Source organism: Marinobacter sp. UBA2688 (genome assembly GCF_002352785.1).
Lineage (GTDB): Bacteria > Pseudomonadota > Gammaproteobacteria > Pseudomonadales > Oleiphilaceae > Marinobacter > Marinobacter salarius.
On the sequence record NZ_DELU01000009.1, the window covers coordinates 85,553 to 98,929 of the forward strand.

A 13,377-nucleotide genomic window follows, 5' to 3' on the forward strand; every position below is an offset into this window, starting at 1 on the left:
CTACTCTTTGTTGAGGAATGCGAGGATACGCCGTAACCGCTCTTTGCGGATTGCTTCACCCAGTTCTTTTCCACGAAACCCCTGTTCCATCAGGGTTTTCGCCTGTACCCCGGTGGCGGCGTGTTGCGCGGATTCCAGCCAATCCACCCTGTGCCGTTCTGGCTCCGGCAGCGCGCATTTCAGAGCAACCAATAGGCCGGAAAATCGGTCTGCCCGACGCCACACGTCTGCTCCATCCAGCATGTCCAGCAACAGGTCGGCGTCGTGAGACGTCATGGTGTGGATCTTTGGTATCACGTCGGTGATGAGGCGGGTGAGATCCTGGCAGTCGTTGGGGGCTTTCAGTGCCCTGGCTCGATTCCGGGCTTCGGCTGGCGCCAGGGGGGAAAGCAGCGCGGCGAAGCGGACACTCGTATCATCGCTGCTTTCGTGGGCACGGCGCAAGGCGCCGATGGCGCCTGAAAACGCCTCGAGTGGCTCAAGCTCCGGTATAAGGACGGCCAGTGCGCCGCATTCACGCAGGACTTCGAAAAAGGTGCCGGGTTCCTGCTCATGCAACGCTCGCTGGATTTCCTGCCATACCCGCTCCGGCACCAGGTCGCCGACCTCGCCCTGGTCCACCATCTGCCGCATCAGCGCCATGGTGGGTTCGGCAATGGTGAATCCCTGGGGCTGCAGGCGGGCAGCAAAGCGTGCGGTGCGCAGTATGCGCAGCGGGTCCTCGGCGAAGGCCTCGGAAACGTGGCGTAGTTTGTGATCCTGCAGGTCCTGGCGGCCGTGGAAGGGGTCGACAATTTCACCTGCGGTGGACTTTGCCATGGCGTTGATGGTCAGGTCACGGCGCTTCAGATCGTCCTCAAGGGGCACGTCCGGGGCACTGTACACGGTAAACCCGTGGTAGCCTCGCCCCTGCTTTCGTTCCGTTCGTGCTAATGCGTACTCCTCCCGGGTGTCTGGGTGAAGGAATACCGGAAAATCCGCGCCTACCTGCTTGAAGCCCTTTCGCAACATGTCTTCCGGAGTTGCACCGGTGACCACCCAGTCCCGGTCTTTGACCGGCAGACCAAGAAGTTCATCACGGACGGCTCCGCCCACCAGATAGGTTTTCATGGATTGGGTTCTGCTCCTTGAGGGATGTTGCTCTGGGGATTATCCCGGCAAGGCTGGCCACAGGCAAACCGGTTGGCCACAAAAAAAGCCCGGTATCAAACCGGGCTTGGTGGACTGCTTCTATACAACAGGCTTAGAACGCAGCGCCGAACTCAATCGCCGCGCCCAGATCGGCATCGCTGATCAGGCCGCCGATATCGAGGCGGGCACCGAAGGGCGACAGGCCGATACCGGCCGTAAACTGGGTGTCTTCCTCGATGCCATCGTTGTCGTCATTGCTGGCCAGGTTCTGGCGCACGCCGAAGCGAAGTTGCGCGTAGCGGAAAGCGTCGAACTCCGCGCCGAGAGCAACCCACTGGGTGTCATCCTCATAGCCGAAGGCTTTCTTTTCCGTCAGGTCCACTTCTGCGGTCAGCACGTGGAAGTCGCCTTTATGGGCGATGCCCGCAGTTACCATCGGCTCAAGTTCCAGAGTGCGCTTTTCCTCGTCTGGGCGGCTGGCTGCAGAGTCCAGCTCCATCGGGATCAGGTTCTTGACCGCAATGCCGGCATTCCACTGGTTGCGGGATCCGAAAGCGTAGGCGGCGCCCACGTCCAGGTTGAACCCGCTCTTGTCGGTCTGGTATTCGTCGCTGTCGAACTCGTCGTCCTCAAACCCGGAGACGGTTTCGGTGTATTGGAAGGTGCGCAGTTGAACGTATTTTGGCGATACGCCGAGTTGCAGACGTGAGCTGTCCTGAAGCTCTATGGAAGTGGCGATGGAAAGACCTACTTCGGCAACGGCAGAGGCCAGGATGCGGCCGCGGGACTCCAGGTCGCGGTCGAGATCGGCGGCAATTAGTTCCGGGATGGTTGCCGTTTCCAGGTCGGCCAGAAACTGCTCGTCGTCCTCGTCGAACTCCCCGCGGACGGTGGCGCGAACGTTGCCGTTGGTGAAAAAGCCGACGGCAAAAGACTCGGTGGGCACGGCCAGGGCGATTCCCAGGCCGCCGTCAATCCGGACGGTGTCGCGGTCAAAGTCATTGAGCTGGCGTCTCAGGTCACCGGCGGCTTGGCGGGCATCTTGCGGGTTGGACGTCTTATCCAGTTCCTGGAAGCGATCAATCGTGTCTTGAATATCGTCGATCTGATCAACGGTTTCCTCTTCGTCCGCAAAGCGGGCGTTGACGGAGGGCAGCATCAGACCAAAATCGTTGGACCATTCATGGTGGTCTGCAGCCATCATCGCCGGATTGGTGGCGCCCGCCGCAGCCGGATGGGCGACGGCAACACCGGTGCCGCCCATGGCGAAGGAGCGTGACGACATGAACGCCTGCGGGCTCGCGATGGCGGAGGTGGTGGCGATGGAAAGGCCGATGGCCAGTGATAGCTTGGTCAGACGATATGGGGTCATGGTGTGTCCTGATGAAGCGATGATACTGCTAATTTAAAAATGACATTCAGTTCAGGTTAATTCAGTTGCCACCGTGACTCACCGGTGATGCGGTAACGGTTTGTTTTTTTACTGTAAATAGCGGTAGTTTTTTGCCGCCTGGTTTCTGTGTGGCGGGCCCGGTGGGAGATGAAATTATGGAATTCAGTCGGTTACAAAGGTTGGCGTGAATTTTTCATAAGGGCAGTGAACAGATGTTTTTTGCGGAGAACCAACATGACCCTGCGGCGGATACTGATACCTGCGCTGGTGGTAACAATGATCGGCTGCGCCCCCGTGGGCCAGCACCGGAACGCCAGTGCCGACCGGCAGCAGACCGAACTGGACCCGATTACGGTGAGGGTTAGCGGCTTCGGAACCTATGAGCAAGTGTCGAAAGATCGTCTGAACACGCGTAAGCGCCTGCTTGCCCGGCGTGCGTCCCAGTTGGATGCCTATCGCAACCTGGCGGAACGGGTTTATGGCACCGTGATCTACGGCAGCTCAACGGTTAACGATTTCGTATTGCAGAACGATATGTTCCGCACCTACGTTGATAGCTACATCCGTGGCGCCAAAATGGTTGCCGTGAATGAACACAGTGACGGCGTGGTGGAAACCGTTATGGAACTCAAGCTGGAGCCCAGGTTCCGTGCCTGTGTTTCCCGCGTAACCGATCGGGAAGTGCAGGACCTGTGCCCAATTCCGATGCCCAGAGGCAATGACAGCACCGGAGATTTCCAGAGCCGGGGCGTTGATTCCCTCTACTACCTCGAATAAGAGAACGATTTCCCATGAAGCTGGCTATTTCCGTTGTCACAGCACTGTTGGTAATTGCGTGTGGCGGTGCCCAGGCAGTGGTGCTGGAGGGCGTCGGCCACGCCACCATTTACAACGATGACGTCGACAGCGCACGGCAGGAGGCTAAGAAGGCGGCGTTAAGGGATGTTTCCCTGCAGTACGAAGCCAGGATCAGTAGCCGCGACACCATGGAAAACGGTGTGGTGACGGAATCCCGCCTACAGGTTGCCTCGTCAGCGCGGGCAAAGTCCGTTGAAGTGGTGGACGAGTACCGGCGGGGCAATCTGTTACGTGTCACGGTTCGCGCCGACATGTCGGCCGGCGGCCAGTGCCAGGCCGGCGATGCCGCAGAGTTGAGAAAGCGCGTGGCCGTGACCGGTTTCCCCATGGTGTATCCGGATCAGGCCCGGATAGGGCGCATAGGGGATGCCGGCGAAGTCTTGCCGCAATTGTTGCAGGCAGATCTACAGAGTGGTGGCCAACTCCAGGTTTTTGGTGCGACCACCCAGCGCCTGTTTGATGACCTGCTTAATGCCCCAACGCACCAGAAATTCAACAATCGATTGAGCAACGTGATCCAGGTGGCTCGCGAGCTTGGGGTGCAGTTTGTGGTTACCGGTGTCATCCGTGATGTTGGCGTGTCTGACCCGGACGCCTGGGGAAGTTCTGTTATCGACCGCCTGCAACGGGGCATTGGTGCGGCGAACCAGAACCGGCGGTTTGTGGTGGACATGATGGTTTATGACGGCTTCAGCGGCGCACCTGTCTATCAGGAGCGGTTTTCGGCGGAGGCACGTTGGAATGCTGGGCCGGGGTCTTCTGATGGGTTCGGGTCGGCGGGTTTCCGGGAAACCGAGTACGGACAGGCTGTTGCGGGATTGATGAACGACATGGTGTCCGCGGTCAATGATGCGCTTGCTTGTCAGCCATTCATCACGCGGGTGACGAGAGTCGACGGCAACAAGGTCACGCTGGATTCCGGAGCCACGGCAGGCTTGCGCCCGGGGGATGAGCTGAAACTCTATCGCAGTGCCAGTTTCTTCGATTCACCCGGGGCGACCCCGGAACTGGTGGACAGCCACGCCACCATGACAGTGAACAACGTTCACCCGGATTTCAGTAACGGCAGCATTCCTGTCTTTGGCGGGCTGATCAATATACAGCGGGATGACGTGGCCATCGTCTGGTAGGGACTGGTCAATCAGGCTGCGGCGGTTTCCGCCGCCACGTCCCGGATCTTGCCAACCATGGCCCTCAGGCCGTTGCCCCGTGTGGGCGAGATGTGGCGGAACAGATCCAGTTGTTCGAACAGCTCGTCGATGTCCGTGGCCAGCAGGTCCCTGGGAGACTTGCCATTCAGGGCCACCAGGATAATGGCGGCAAGGCCGCGAACGATGATGGCGTCAGAGTCAATCAGCAGGTACAGCTTGCCACTTTGCTCATCGTAATGATGGATCAGCCACACCTGGCTCTGACAGCCGTGAACGTAATTCTCTTCCCTGCGCTCGTCGTCCGGAAATGCAGGTAGCTGCTTGCCAAGGTCGATAATGAACGCGTAACGCTCTTCCCAGTCGTCCAGGAATTCAAAGCCATCGAGGACGTCTTCGAGGGTGGTGTCTTTCCCGAGCGGATTGTTCAAAAACTCCTGTTCAGCGGCAGTCATTACAGCATCCCCAATTCAAGCTTGGCTTCGTCGGTGAGCATGTCATTGTTCCAGGGTGGATCGAAGGTCAGTTCGACGGTCACCTTGTCCACATTGGGTACATGCTCAAGCTTGGTCTTGACGTCTTCAGTGATCACCGGGCCCATGCCGCAGCCGGCGGCCGTGAGTGTCATCTTGACGTACACATGGTTGCCGTCTTCCGTGCCATTCTGTATTTCACACTCGTAGATCAGGCCCAGCTCCACCACGTTGACCGGAATTTCCGGGTCGTAGCAGTTGCGCATCGCTTCCCACACCTGGTTTTCGTTCACCGTACCGTCTTCGGGGGTGTCGAAGCTGCTTTCAAGGGGCTTCTTGCCCAGTGCATCGGCATTGTGGCCTTCAATACGAGCGAGGTTGCCGTTCACGGCCACGGTGAAGCTACCACCGAGTGACTGTGTGATGGTGACGAAGGTGTCCGACGGAATCATGATTTCGGTTCCGGCGGGCACCAGGCGCGCCTCTACTTCGCGTTTGGTCAGGACCACTTCCCGTTCTTGCATGCCTTAATGGGCCTCGTATTCGCTATCTGGTTTGTCGGGTTCAGGCGACTGTAAAGCTCTCGCCACAACCGCACTCTGCCGTCGCATTCGGATTCCGGAACTGGAACAGGGAGTTCACCCCTTCGGTCACAAAATCAATTTCAATGCCGTTCACCAGAGGCAGGTGCTCTTCCTTTACAAAGACGTCCACACCGTCGATGTGAAACACCTTGTCGTCCGCTGCGGCTTCTTCCACCCACTGGGTTTCATACTTGAAGCCGGAACAGCCGCTTTTCTTGATCGCCAGGCGGATACCTTTCGCCTCAGGCTTCTTGTCCAGTTGTTTGCGTACGTGTTTCACCGCTGTCGGGGTCATGGTGACCGCCACGGTTGGTGTGAAGACTTCGGCTGTCATATTTCCACCTCCATCAGGCAAACAGACGCTGGATTTTCTGCAGGGCAGTGAATAATTGTTCCACTTCCTCCAGCGTATTGTAAAACGCAAAGGACGCCCGGGCTGTACCGGGAACCCCGTAAAAGTCCATCAGCGGCATGGCGCAGTGGTGGCCAGTGCGAATCGCGATGCCCTGCTGATCCAGCAGTGTTCCTATATCACTGGGGTGCAGGCCGGCGATTTTAAAGGACATGACCGGCACCTTTTGGCTGGCCGTACCGATGATTTCCATGCCCGGGACCGACTCGACCAGTTCGTTGGCGCGGGTGAGAAGCGCGTTTTCCGCCGCTTCCATGCCATTGCGATCCAGGTTGCCCAGATAATCAATGGCCGCGCCCAGGCCGATGGCCTCGGCAACCGGCGGTGTGCCGGCCTCGAACTTGTAAGGCAGCACGTTCCAAGTGGTGCGCTCGAACGACACCCGCTCAATCATTTCACCGCCACCCTGGAACGGGGGCATTTCTTCCAGCAACTGGGCCTTGCCGTACAGCACGCCAACGCCCGTCGGGCCGAACAGCTTGTGGGACGAGAACACGTAGAAATCACAGCCCAGAGCCTGTACGTCCGGCTGGAAATGCGGCACCGCCTGTGCGCCGTCGATAACGGTGATCACGCCGTGAGCCTTGGCCTGCTCAATCAGCGGTGCAATCGGGTTCACCGTGCCCAGGACGTTGGACACGTGCGTCAGTGCCAGTACCCGGGTGCGGTCGCCCAGCAAACTATTGAACGAGTCCAGATCCAATTCACCCTGTGGAGTGATCTGGATGGGAACCACCTTCGCGCCCGTGCGCTCGGCCACCATCTGCCAGGGCACGATGTTGGCGTGATGTTCCATATGGCTGACGAGAATTTCGTCACCAGGCTTGAGGCGGCCGGCCAGGCCATTGGCCACCACGTTGATGGCCTCGGTGGTGCCACGGGTCCAGATAATCTCGCGGGTGCTGTCAGCGTTCAGGAACGCGCGAACCTTCTCCCGGGCGCCCTCGAAGGCGCTGGTGGCGCGGTCGCCAAGCGTGTGGGCGCCCCGATGGACGTTGGAATGCATTTCCCGGTAGTAGCGATCCATGGCGTCCAGCACGGCGATGGGCTTCTGTGACGAAGCGCCGTTGTCCAGATACACGAGGGGCTTGCCGTTGACCTGCTGATCAAGAATCGGAAAGTCCCGGCGAATGGCCTCGACGTCGAACGCCGCAGTGCCCGCCTTTTTGGCCATGGAAAGGTCTGTCATAACCGGTCAGGCCTCCTGAAACGTCTGATCGAAAAATTCATTCAGCCGGAGCTGGGCAGCGTCTTTGACCGCCTGAACCGGAATCTGTTCAACAAGTTCGTTAATAAAGGCCATTGTCAAAAGGGTATTGGCCTCACGGCGACCGATGCCGCGGGATACCAGATAGAACAGGGAAATCCTGTCAAGCTGGCCGATGGTGGCACCATGGGCGCATTTGACGTCGTCCGCGTAAATCTCCAACTCGGGCTTGGTGTCGATTTCGGCGCCGGTGGAGAGCAACAGGTTCTTGTTGTTCATGTTCGCGTTGGACTTCTGGGCATCCTCGTGGATATGGATGCGGCCATTGAACACCGCGTGGGACTCGTCTGCAGCGATATTGCGATAGGTTTCCTCGCTGTCGCAGTGAGCGGCCACGTGTTCAATGGAGGTATGGTTGTCGTAGTGCTGTTTGCCCTGGGTGACAACCACGCCGTTCAGTTTGCACTCACCGCCTTCGCCTTCCAGCCGAACCTGCAGGTCATGGCGACGCAGTGGTCCGCCGAAGCCCACGCAGTGGCTCTCGAAGCGGGAATTGGCGGCCTGGCGAACACCGGTAGCCCCGATGTGCTGTACATTTTCGCCTTCCATGACCAGCCGCACATTCGTGACCTGGGCTCCATCTGCCAGTACAAACTCGGTGACGGTATCCACCATGACCGGCTCCTCGCCACTGGAGAGGTATTCCTCTACCACCGTAATCTGGCTGTGACGCGCGGCATCCACATAAATGCGCGGGTACGCCGAGCCGGAAGCTGTGCCGGTCACTTCGTGCACGATGAACAGCGGCTGATCGAGAACCGCTTCCTTGTCCAGCTGGATGTACAGGCCGTCTTCAAAGCGAGCGGAGTTCAGTCGCGCCATCTGTACGGCACGGGTGTCCAGCGTGTTGTCCAGGCGTTCGGCCAGGGCCGCGGCCTCGTCATCGTCCAGATCGGCGAAGCGTTGAATGCGGATGCCGTCCAGGTCCGGAAAGTCCGAGGCCTCCGGAATCATCACGCCGTTGTGGAACACCACGCGATAACCGGGAATCGACAAGCTGCAGCCGTCCTTGCCGGTTGCGGGCAGGGTGGTGGCCAGTTCGTCGGTCAGCTTCAGGTGCCGGCTGGAGTATTTCCAGTTCTCGGTTTTGCGGGTGGGCAATGGCATATCCACCAGTGCCGTGCCCCGCTGTTTGCGCAGTTCAAGCAACGGCTCGGGCAGCGAATGCCCGCCCGGCTCAAGGAAGGCGCTGGAAATGGTTGGTGCTGGTTTCATTCCACGGCCTCCTTAGCTGGCTGCACTGGGGGTGGCTTCTTCGTCTTTCACGCCGAGCCAGCCGTAGCCACGCTCTTCGAGCTCGAGGGCCAGCTCGCGACCCCCGGATTTGACGATCCTGCCACCGGCCAGTACATGAACATGGTCTGGTACGATGTGGTTCAGCAGACGCTGGTAGTGAGTCACCATCAGAATGGCACGGTCTTCGGCGCGCAGGGCGTTTACGCCCTTGGAAACCACCTGCAGGGCATCAATGTCGAGCCCTGAGTCTGTCTCATCCAGAATGGCCAGCTTTGGCTGCAGCAACAGCGCCTGAAGAATCTCATTGCGCTTCTTCTCGCCACCGGAGAAGCCTTCGTTGACACCGCGCTTGAGGAACGCCGGGTCCAGGTCCACCTGTTTGGAAACCTCTTTGGCCAGCTTCATGAACTCCGCGGCGTTCATTTCCTGCTCGCCGCGGTGTGTGCGCATGGCGTTGACGGCGGTGCGCAGGAACTGCAGGTTGCTGACGCCGGGAATCTCCACCGGATACTGGAACGCCAGGAAAATACCTTCACGAGCCCGCTCTTCGGTTTCAAGGTCCAGCAGGTTCTCGCCGTTCAGGCTGATTTCGCCCTGGGTTACCTCAAATGTCTCATTGCCTGCCAGCACCTGGGACAGGGTGCTCTTGCCTGAGCCGTTGGGGCCCATGATGGCGTGAACTTCCCCGGCCTTGATCTCCAGGTTGATGCCCTTGAGGATCTCTTCACCCTCAACGGATGCGTGCAGGTTCTTGATGCTTAGCATTTCTGGCGTCTCTCTATAATCTGAAAACTGGAATCTGAAAATTTGTATATGAGCCTGGGCTTAACCAACGGACCCTTCAAGGCTGACTTCAAGCAACTTGCCAGCTTCCACGGCAAACTCCATCGGCAGCTCCTTGAACACCTCTTTACAGAAGCCGTTCACAATCATGGAAACCGCCTGCTCCGGGTCGATGCCACGCTGGCGGCAGAGGAACATCTGCTCGTCGCTGACCTTGGAGGTGGTTGCCTCGTGCTCAACGATGGCCGACTTGTTCTTGCTCTCGATGTACGGGAAGGTGTGGGCGCCACAGCGGTCGCCGATCAGCAGCGAATCACACTGGGTATAGTTACGTGCACCTTCCGCACCCGGGCCGAACTTCACCAGCCCGCGATAGGCGTTGGAGCTCTTGCCGGCGGAAATGCCCTTGGAAATGATGGTGCTGGACGTGTTCTTGCCCAGATGGATCATCTTGGTACCGGTATCCGCCTGCTGGTAATTGTTGGTCAGTGCCACCGAGTAGAATTCGCCCACGCTGTTGTCACCACGCAGCACGCAACTCGGGTACTTCCAGGTCACCGCAGAACCGGTTTCGACCTGAGTCCAGGAGATCTTTGAGTTCTTGCCAATAGCGGCGCCACGTTTGGTGACGAAGTTGAAGATGCCGCCTTTGCCATTCTCATCGCCCGGGTACCAGTTCTGCACCGTGGAATATTTGATCTGTGCATCGTCCAGGGCCACCAGTTCAACAACGGCAGCGTGAAGCTGGTTTTCGTCGCGCATCGGCGCGGTGCAGCCTTCCAGATAACTGACGTAGCTGCTGTCCTCGGCGATGATCAGGGTGCGCTCAAACTGACCGGTGTTGGCCGCGTTAATGCGGAAGTAAGTGGACAGTTCCATGGGGCAACGAACACCCTTGGGTACGTACACGAATGTGCCATCTGAAAACACGGCGGAGTTCAGGCCCGCGAAAAAGTTGTCGCCTGCAGGAACCACAGAGCCCAGATACTTTTTCACCAGTTCCGGGTAGTCCTGGATGGCCTCCGAAATGGAGCAGAAGATGACGCCAGCCTTGGCCAGCGGCTCCTTGAAGGTGGTTGCCACGGAAACGGAGTCAAACACGGCGTCAACAGCCACGCCGGCAAGCTTTTCACGCTCGTGCAGGGGAATGCCCAGTTTCTCGTAGGTCTTGAGCAGCTCAGGGTCGACTTCGTCGAGGCTCTGGGGCATGTCTTCCTTGCGCTTGGGCGCGGAGTAATAGGAAATCGAGTTGTAGTCGATTTTCGGATAACCCACGTGTGCCCAGTCCGGCTCGTCCATTTCCAGCCAGCGACGGTAGGCCTTCAGGCGCCATTCCAGCATCCATTCCGGCTCTTTCTTGATGGCGGAAAGGCGGGCAATGACGTCTTCGTTCAGGCCGGGCTCGAACGTGTCGGCTTCGATGTCTGTTACGAAACCGTGTTCGTATTCCCGTTTGATCAGCTCGTTCACCTCTTTATCGGTGGTCGCCATGATCGTCGCTCCGTATTCTCTCATCTCGGGCCTTGCAGCCCCTGGTGTCGCCGGTAGTCTCGTGTTCAGGGCTGCCGGGCGGATGTCATAAATTCATGCGTCGCAGTGATCGCCCCAGATCTGGGTGCGCCCTGCAATCGGTTTTTGGATGACGGATTGGGTGCGGCCCTGTTGAAAATCAAGGGCAATATCCGTTTCTTCTGGTGAGTGAGTATACAATACCAGAGTAAAATAGTCAGGTATTAAATTGCGCGTGTCGTGATTATACCTTAATCGACCCTTGTGGCACTAAGGGTGCGGTAATCGGGTCGATAGCCCGGCTCTTTGTGCTATTAGGCGGAGTGTGTCTTCCTGTCTGCGACTAAAGCCCAATATGGTTATTTTCGGCTAACATGTGTACGCTGACCAGCGCAGGTAAAGCGTGCCTGCAGGGAATGATCAGGAGACCGTGACATGCACTCAGAACCGATGAAGCCCCGCGCGGCTATGGCACCGTTCAGTGCGCGAGTGACTTCGTTGATTGCCGGGCATCTGGAACGTGGTCGGGTGGGGGTGGAGGCAGTTGCCTCTCAGCTGCACATGAGCCGGCACACGCTCCATAAAAGATTGAAAGAAGAAAATCTGACCTTTGCTGCGTTGCTTGAGGACATCCGGCGTGAACGGGCGCTGGCCTACCTGAAGGATCGCAGTAAGCCTCTGGTGGAAATCGCTGAACAGCTCGGGTTCTCCGAACTCAGTGCTTTCAGCCGTGCGTTCAAACGCTGGATGGGTAAATCGCCAGGAGCCTACCGCTCGCGGGTTGCTTAAGGAATATTGAAAACGCCGGGGCCGCAAATTTGTGCGTGCCCCGGCGGTTTGCTGCCGGGTGGTCAGGCTTTCTTGAAGATCAGTGTGCCATTGGTGCCGCCGAAGCCAAAGCTGTTGCTCATCACCAGGGGCAGATCCACGTTGTCCTGCCGTTCCCGCACGATGGGGTAGCCTTCGGCGCCTTCATCCAGGTTTTCGATATTGGCTGACGGAGCAATAAAGTTCCCCCGCTGCATGATCAGGCTGTAGATGGCCTCGTGCACACCGGCTGCGCCCAGAGCATGGCCGCAAAGTGGCTTGGTTGAGCTCAGTGGCGGTATCTTGTCGCCAAAGGTTTCCTTCAGGGCTTTGAGTTCGGTGACATCCCCCGCTGGCGTGCTGGTGCCGTGGGTGTTGATGTAGCTGATCTCGCCATCGATGTTTTTCATCGCCTGCTGCATGCAGCGAATGGCGCCTTCACCGCTGGGCGCCACCATATCGGCGCCGTCAGAGGTTGCGCCGAAGCCCACCAACTCGGCCAGGATGTTGGCTCCGCGAGCTTCCGCATGCTCCAGGGCTTCCAGTACCAGGATGCCGCCGCCGCCAGAGATGACGAAACCGTCCCTATCCCGATCGTAGGTGCGGGAGGCTTTTCCGGGGGTGTCGTTGTATTTGGTGGACAGCGCACCCATGGCGTCGAACATCAGGCTCAGCGTCCAGTGGATGTCTTCACCGCCACCGGCAAACATCACGTCCTGGCGGCCCAGGGCAATCATATCGGCAGCATGGCCAATGGAGTGGGCACTGGTGGCGCAGGCTGAGGTGATACCGTAGTTGATGCCGGTAATGCCAAATGCCGTAGCAAGAGAGGCGTTGATAGCGCTGCCCATGGTGCGGGGCACACGATAAGGCCCTACACGACGGATGCCTTTCTCACGGTGGGTGTCGATGGCGTCCATCAGTTCCACCGTTGATGCACCGCCAGCGCCGGTAATGACGCCGGTTGAGTTGGCGCGGATATGCTCTTCTGTCAGTCCTGCTTGCTCAATGGCTTCTTTCATCGCCAGGTAGGTGTAGCCGGAGGCCGGGCACATGAAGCGCATCAGTTTGCGGTCGATCAGTTCCGGTAGATTCAGGTCAATCTGTCCGCATACATGGCTGCGCAGACCGTTGTCCTTGGCTTCCTGGCTAAAGCCAATGCCAGGAATTGAATCCCGCAGGGACCGGGTTACTTCGTCTTGATTGGTTCCGAGGCTGGAGACGATTCCCATGCCTGTAATAACAACACGACGCATTTAATGGCTCCTAGAAGTCATCCGTAGAATTGAACATGCCGACCTTCAGGTCTTTGGCGGTGTATATTTCCCGGCCATCCACTTCCATACGGGCATCGGCAATGGCCATGGTGAGCTTGCGGCGGATGACCCGTTTGATGTCGAGGTGATACCGAACGAGTTTGTTCGTGGGTAGCACCTGGCCGGAAAACTTCACCTCACCGCTTCCAAGCGCGCGACCCTTGCCTTCACCTCCGGTGGCTGCCAGGAAAAAACCCACCAACTGCCACATGGCGTCCAGGCCCAGACAGCCGGGCATGACCGGATCGTCCACAAAATGAACCTTGAAGAACCAGAGGTCCGGGTTGATGTCCAGCTCCGCAACGATGCTGCCTTTGCCATAGAGCCCGTCGGTTTCGCTGAAATGGGTAACGCGGTCCATCATCAGCATTTCATTGATGGGCAGTCGCATCTTGCCGGGGAAGAGCGTGCCTTGTCCGCAGGCTTCCAGATCGGCCTTGGTAAAGTGATCAGGGGTCAT

Annotated in this window: 14 protein-coding genes; 3 read left to right on the forward strand and 11 right to left on the reverse strand. The window is 58.4% G+C overall.

Annotated features, from left to right (window positions below; translation table 11 throughout):
• Together B3M52_RS04320 and B3M52_RS04325 are read right to left on the reverse strand one after the other, a co-directional pair.
• On the reverse strand, positions 1–1,110 hold the full coding sequence (locus B3M52_RS04320) for a multifunctional CCA tRNA nucleotidyl transferase/2'3'-cyclic phosphodiesterase/2'nucleotidase/phosphatase (protein WP_136634158.1): 1,110 nt from the start codon (positions 1,108–1,110) through the stop codon (positions 1–3).
• A 133-nt stretch (positions 1,111–1,243) separates the two neighbouring features.
• Positions 1,244–2,503, reverse strand: coding sequence for a conjugal transfer protein TraF (locus tag B3M52_RS04325; protein WP_286748959.1), 1,260 nt, complete (start codon positions 2,501–2,503; stop codon positions 1,244–1,246).
• Between the two features lie 255 nt (positions 2,504–2,758).
• On the opposite strand from B3M52_RS04325, the gene B3M52_RS04330 reads away from it, so the two are divergent.
• A complete protein-coding gene (locus B3M52_RS04330) occupies positions 2,759–3,301 on the forward strand; it encodes an LPP20 family lipoprotein (protein WP_036208805.1) in 543 nt (180 codons plus the stop codon).
• A gap of 14 nt (positions 3,302–3,315) precedes the next feature.
• Positions 3,316–4,512, forward strand: coding sequence for a flagella assembly protein FlgT (locus tag B3M52_RS04335; RefSeq protein WP_286748960.1), 1,197 nt, complete (start codon positions 3,316–3,318; stop codon positions 4,510–4,512).
• 11 nt (positions 4,513–4,523) lie between these two features.
• Here B3M52_RS04335 and B3M52_RS04340 read toward each other — a convergent pair whose 3' ends face one another.
• The 7 genes from B3M52_RS04340 to sufB are packed head-to-tail and all read right to left on the reverse strand — an operon-like array spanning position 4,524 to position 10,776.
• Complete coding sequence (locus tag B3M52_RS04340; RefSeq protein ID WP_007153381.1) at positions 4,524–4,985, reverse strand: SufE family protein; 462 nt, start codon at positions 4,983–4,985, stop codon at positions 4,524–4,526.
• Positions 4,985–5,527 (reverse strand): putative Fe-S cluster assembly protein SufT, encoded by a 543-nt coding sequence (gene sufT, locus B3M52_RS04345; RefSeq protein WP_007153380.1) that lies wholly within the window; start codon positions 5,525–5,527, stop codon positions 4,985–4,987. The genes B3M52_RS04340 and sufT overlap by 1 nt, the downstream gene beginning before the upstream one ends.
• Positions 5,528–5,567: 40 nt before the next feature.
• Positions 5,568–5,921, reverse strand: a complete 354-nt coding sequence (locus B3M52_RS04350) for a HesB/IscA family protein (protein WP_007153379.1) — start codon at positions 5,919–5,921, stop codon at positions 5,568–5,570.
• Between the two features lie 13 nt (positions 5,922–5,934).
• Positions 5,935–7,188: an aminotransferase class V-fold PLP-dependent enzyme gene (locus tag B3M52_RS04355; protein WP_286748961.1), complete on the reverse strand. Its 1,254-nt coding sequence runs from the start codon at positions 7,186–7,188 to the stop codon at positions 5,935–5,937.
• Positions 7,189–7,194: 6 nt separating this feature from the next.
• Entirely contained in the window at positions 7,195–8,481 is a 1,287-nt protein-coding gene (gene sufD, locus B3M52_RS04360) for a Fe-S cluster assembly protein SufD (protein ID WP_085679189.1), read from the reverse strand.
• Positions 8,482–8,493: 12 nt separating this feature from the next.
• On the reverse strand, positions 8,494–9,267 hold the full coding sequence (gene sufC, locus B3M52_RS04365; protein WP_041334000.1) for a Fe-S cluster assembly ATPase SufC: 774 nt from the start codon (positions 9,265–9,267) through the stop codon (positions 8,494–8,496).
• A 60-nt stretch (positions 9,268–9,327) separates the two neighbouring features.
• Complete coding sequence (sufB, locus tag B3M52_RS04370) at positions 9,328–10,776, reverse strand: Fe-S cluster assembly protein SufB (RefSeq protein WP_075194399.1); 1,449 nt, start codon at positions 10,774–10,776, stop codon at positions 9,328–9,330.
• 453 nt (positions 10,777–11,229) lie between these two features.
• Between sufB and B3M52_RS04375 the strand changes: the two genes are divergently transcribed.
• Positions 11,230–11,583 carry a helix-turn-helix transcriptional regulator gene (locus B3M52_RS04375; RefSeq protein ID WP_041334002.1) on the forward strand — a complete coding sequence of 118 codons (354 nt, stop codon included), beginning with the start codon at positions 11,230–11,232 and terminating at the stop codon, positions 11,581–11,583.
• Between the two features lie 62 nt (positions 11,584–11,645).
• Here B3M52_RS04375 and fabB read toward each other — a convergent pair whose 3' ends face one another.
• Together fabB and fabA are read right to left on the reverse strand one after the other, a co-directional pair.
• Entirely contained in the window at positions 11,646–12,857 is a 1,212-nt protein-coding gene (gene fabB / locus B3M52_RS04380) for a beta-ketoacyl-ACP synthase I (protein ID WP_085679192.1), read from the reverse strand.
• Positions 12,858–12,867: 10 nt separating this feature from the next.
• A complete protein-coding gene (fabA, locus tag B3M52_RS04385; protein WP_007153372.1) occupies positions 12,868–13,377 on the reverse strand; it encodes a bifunctional 3-hydroxydecanoyl-ACP dehydratase/trans-2-decenoyl-ACP isomerase in 510 nt (169 codons plus the stop codon).

Excerpts from the sequence above, each read along its gene's own strand:
- sufD (WP_085679189.1), bottom strand. The coding sequence starts at position 8,481 with ATGAAACCAGCACCAACCATTTCCAGCGCCTTCCTTGAGCCGGGCGGG.
- B3M52_RS04355 (WP_286748961.1), bottom strand. The coding sequence starts at position 7,188 with ATGACAGACCTTTCCATGGCCAAAAAGGCGGGCACTGCGGCGTTCGAC.
- sufC (WP_041334000.1), bottom strand. The coding sequence starts at position 9,267 with ATGCTAAGCATCAAGAACCTGCACGCATCCGTTGAGGGTGAAGAGATC.
- sufT (WP_007153380.1), bottom strand. The coding sequence starts at position 5,527 with ATGCAAGAACGGGAAGTGGTCCTGACCAAACGCGAAGTAGAGGCGCGC.
- B3M52_RS04375 (WP_041334002.1), top strand. The coding sequence starts at position 11,230 with ATGCACTCAGAACCGATGAAGCCCCGCGCGGCTATGGCACCGTTCAGT.
- B3M52_RS04325 (WP_286748959.1), bottom strand. The coding sequence starts at position 2,503 with ATGACCCCATATCGTCTGACCAAGCTATCACTGGCCATCGGCCTTTCC.
- fabB (WP_085679192.1), bottom strand. The coding sequence starts at position 12,857 with ATGCGTCGTGTTGTTATTACAGGCATGGGAATCGTCTCCAGCCTCGGA.
- B3M52_RS04335 (WP_286748960.1), top strand. The coding sequence starts at position 3,316 with ATGAAGCTGGCTATTTCCGTTGTCACAGCACTGTTGGTAATTGCGTGT.
- fabA (WP_007153372.1), bottom strand. The coding sequence starts at position 13,377 with ATGACCCCTGATCACTTTACCAAGGCCGATCTGGAAGCCTGCGGACAA.
- B3M52_RS04330 (WP_036208805.1), top strand. The coding sequence starts at position 2,759 with ATGACCCTGCGGCGGATACTGATACCTGCGCTGGTGGTAACAATGATC.
- B3M52_RS04350 (WP_007153379.1), bottom strand. The coding sequence starts at position 5,921 with ATGACAGCCGAAGTCTTCACACCAACCGTGGCGGTCACCATGACCCCG.
- B3M52_RS04320 (WP_136634158.1), bottom strand. The coding sequence starts at position 1,110 with ATGAAAACCTATCTGGTGGGCGGAGCCGTCCGTGATGAACTTCTTGGT.
- B3M52_RS04340 (WP_007153381.1), bottom strand. The coding sequence starts at position 4,985 with ATGACTGCCGCTGAACAGGAGTTTTTGAACAATCCGCTCGGGAAAGAC.
- sufB (WP_075194399.1), bottom strand. The coding sequence starts at position 10,776 with ATGGCGACCACCGATAAAGAGGTGAACGAGCTGATCAAACGGGAATAC.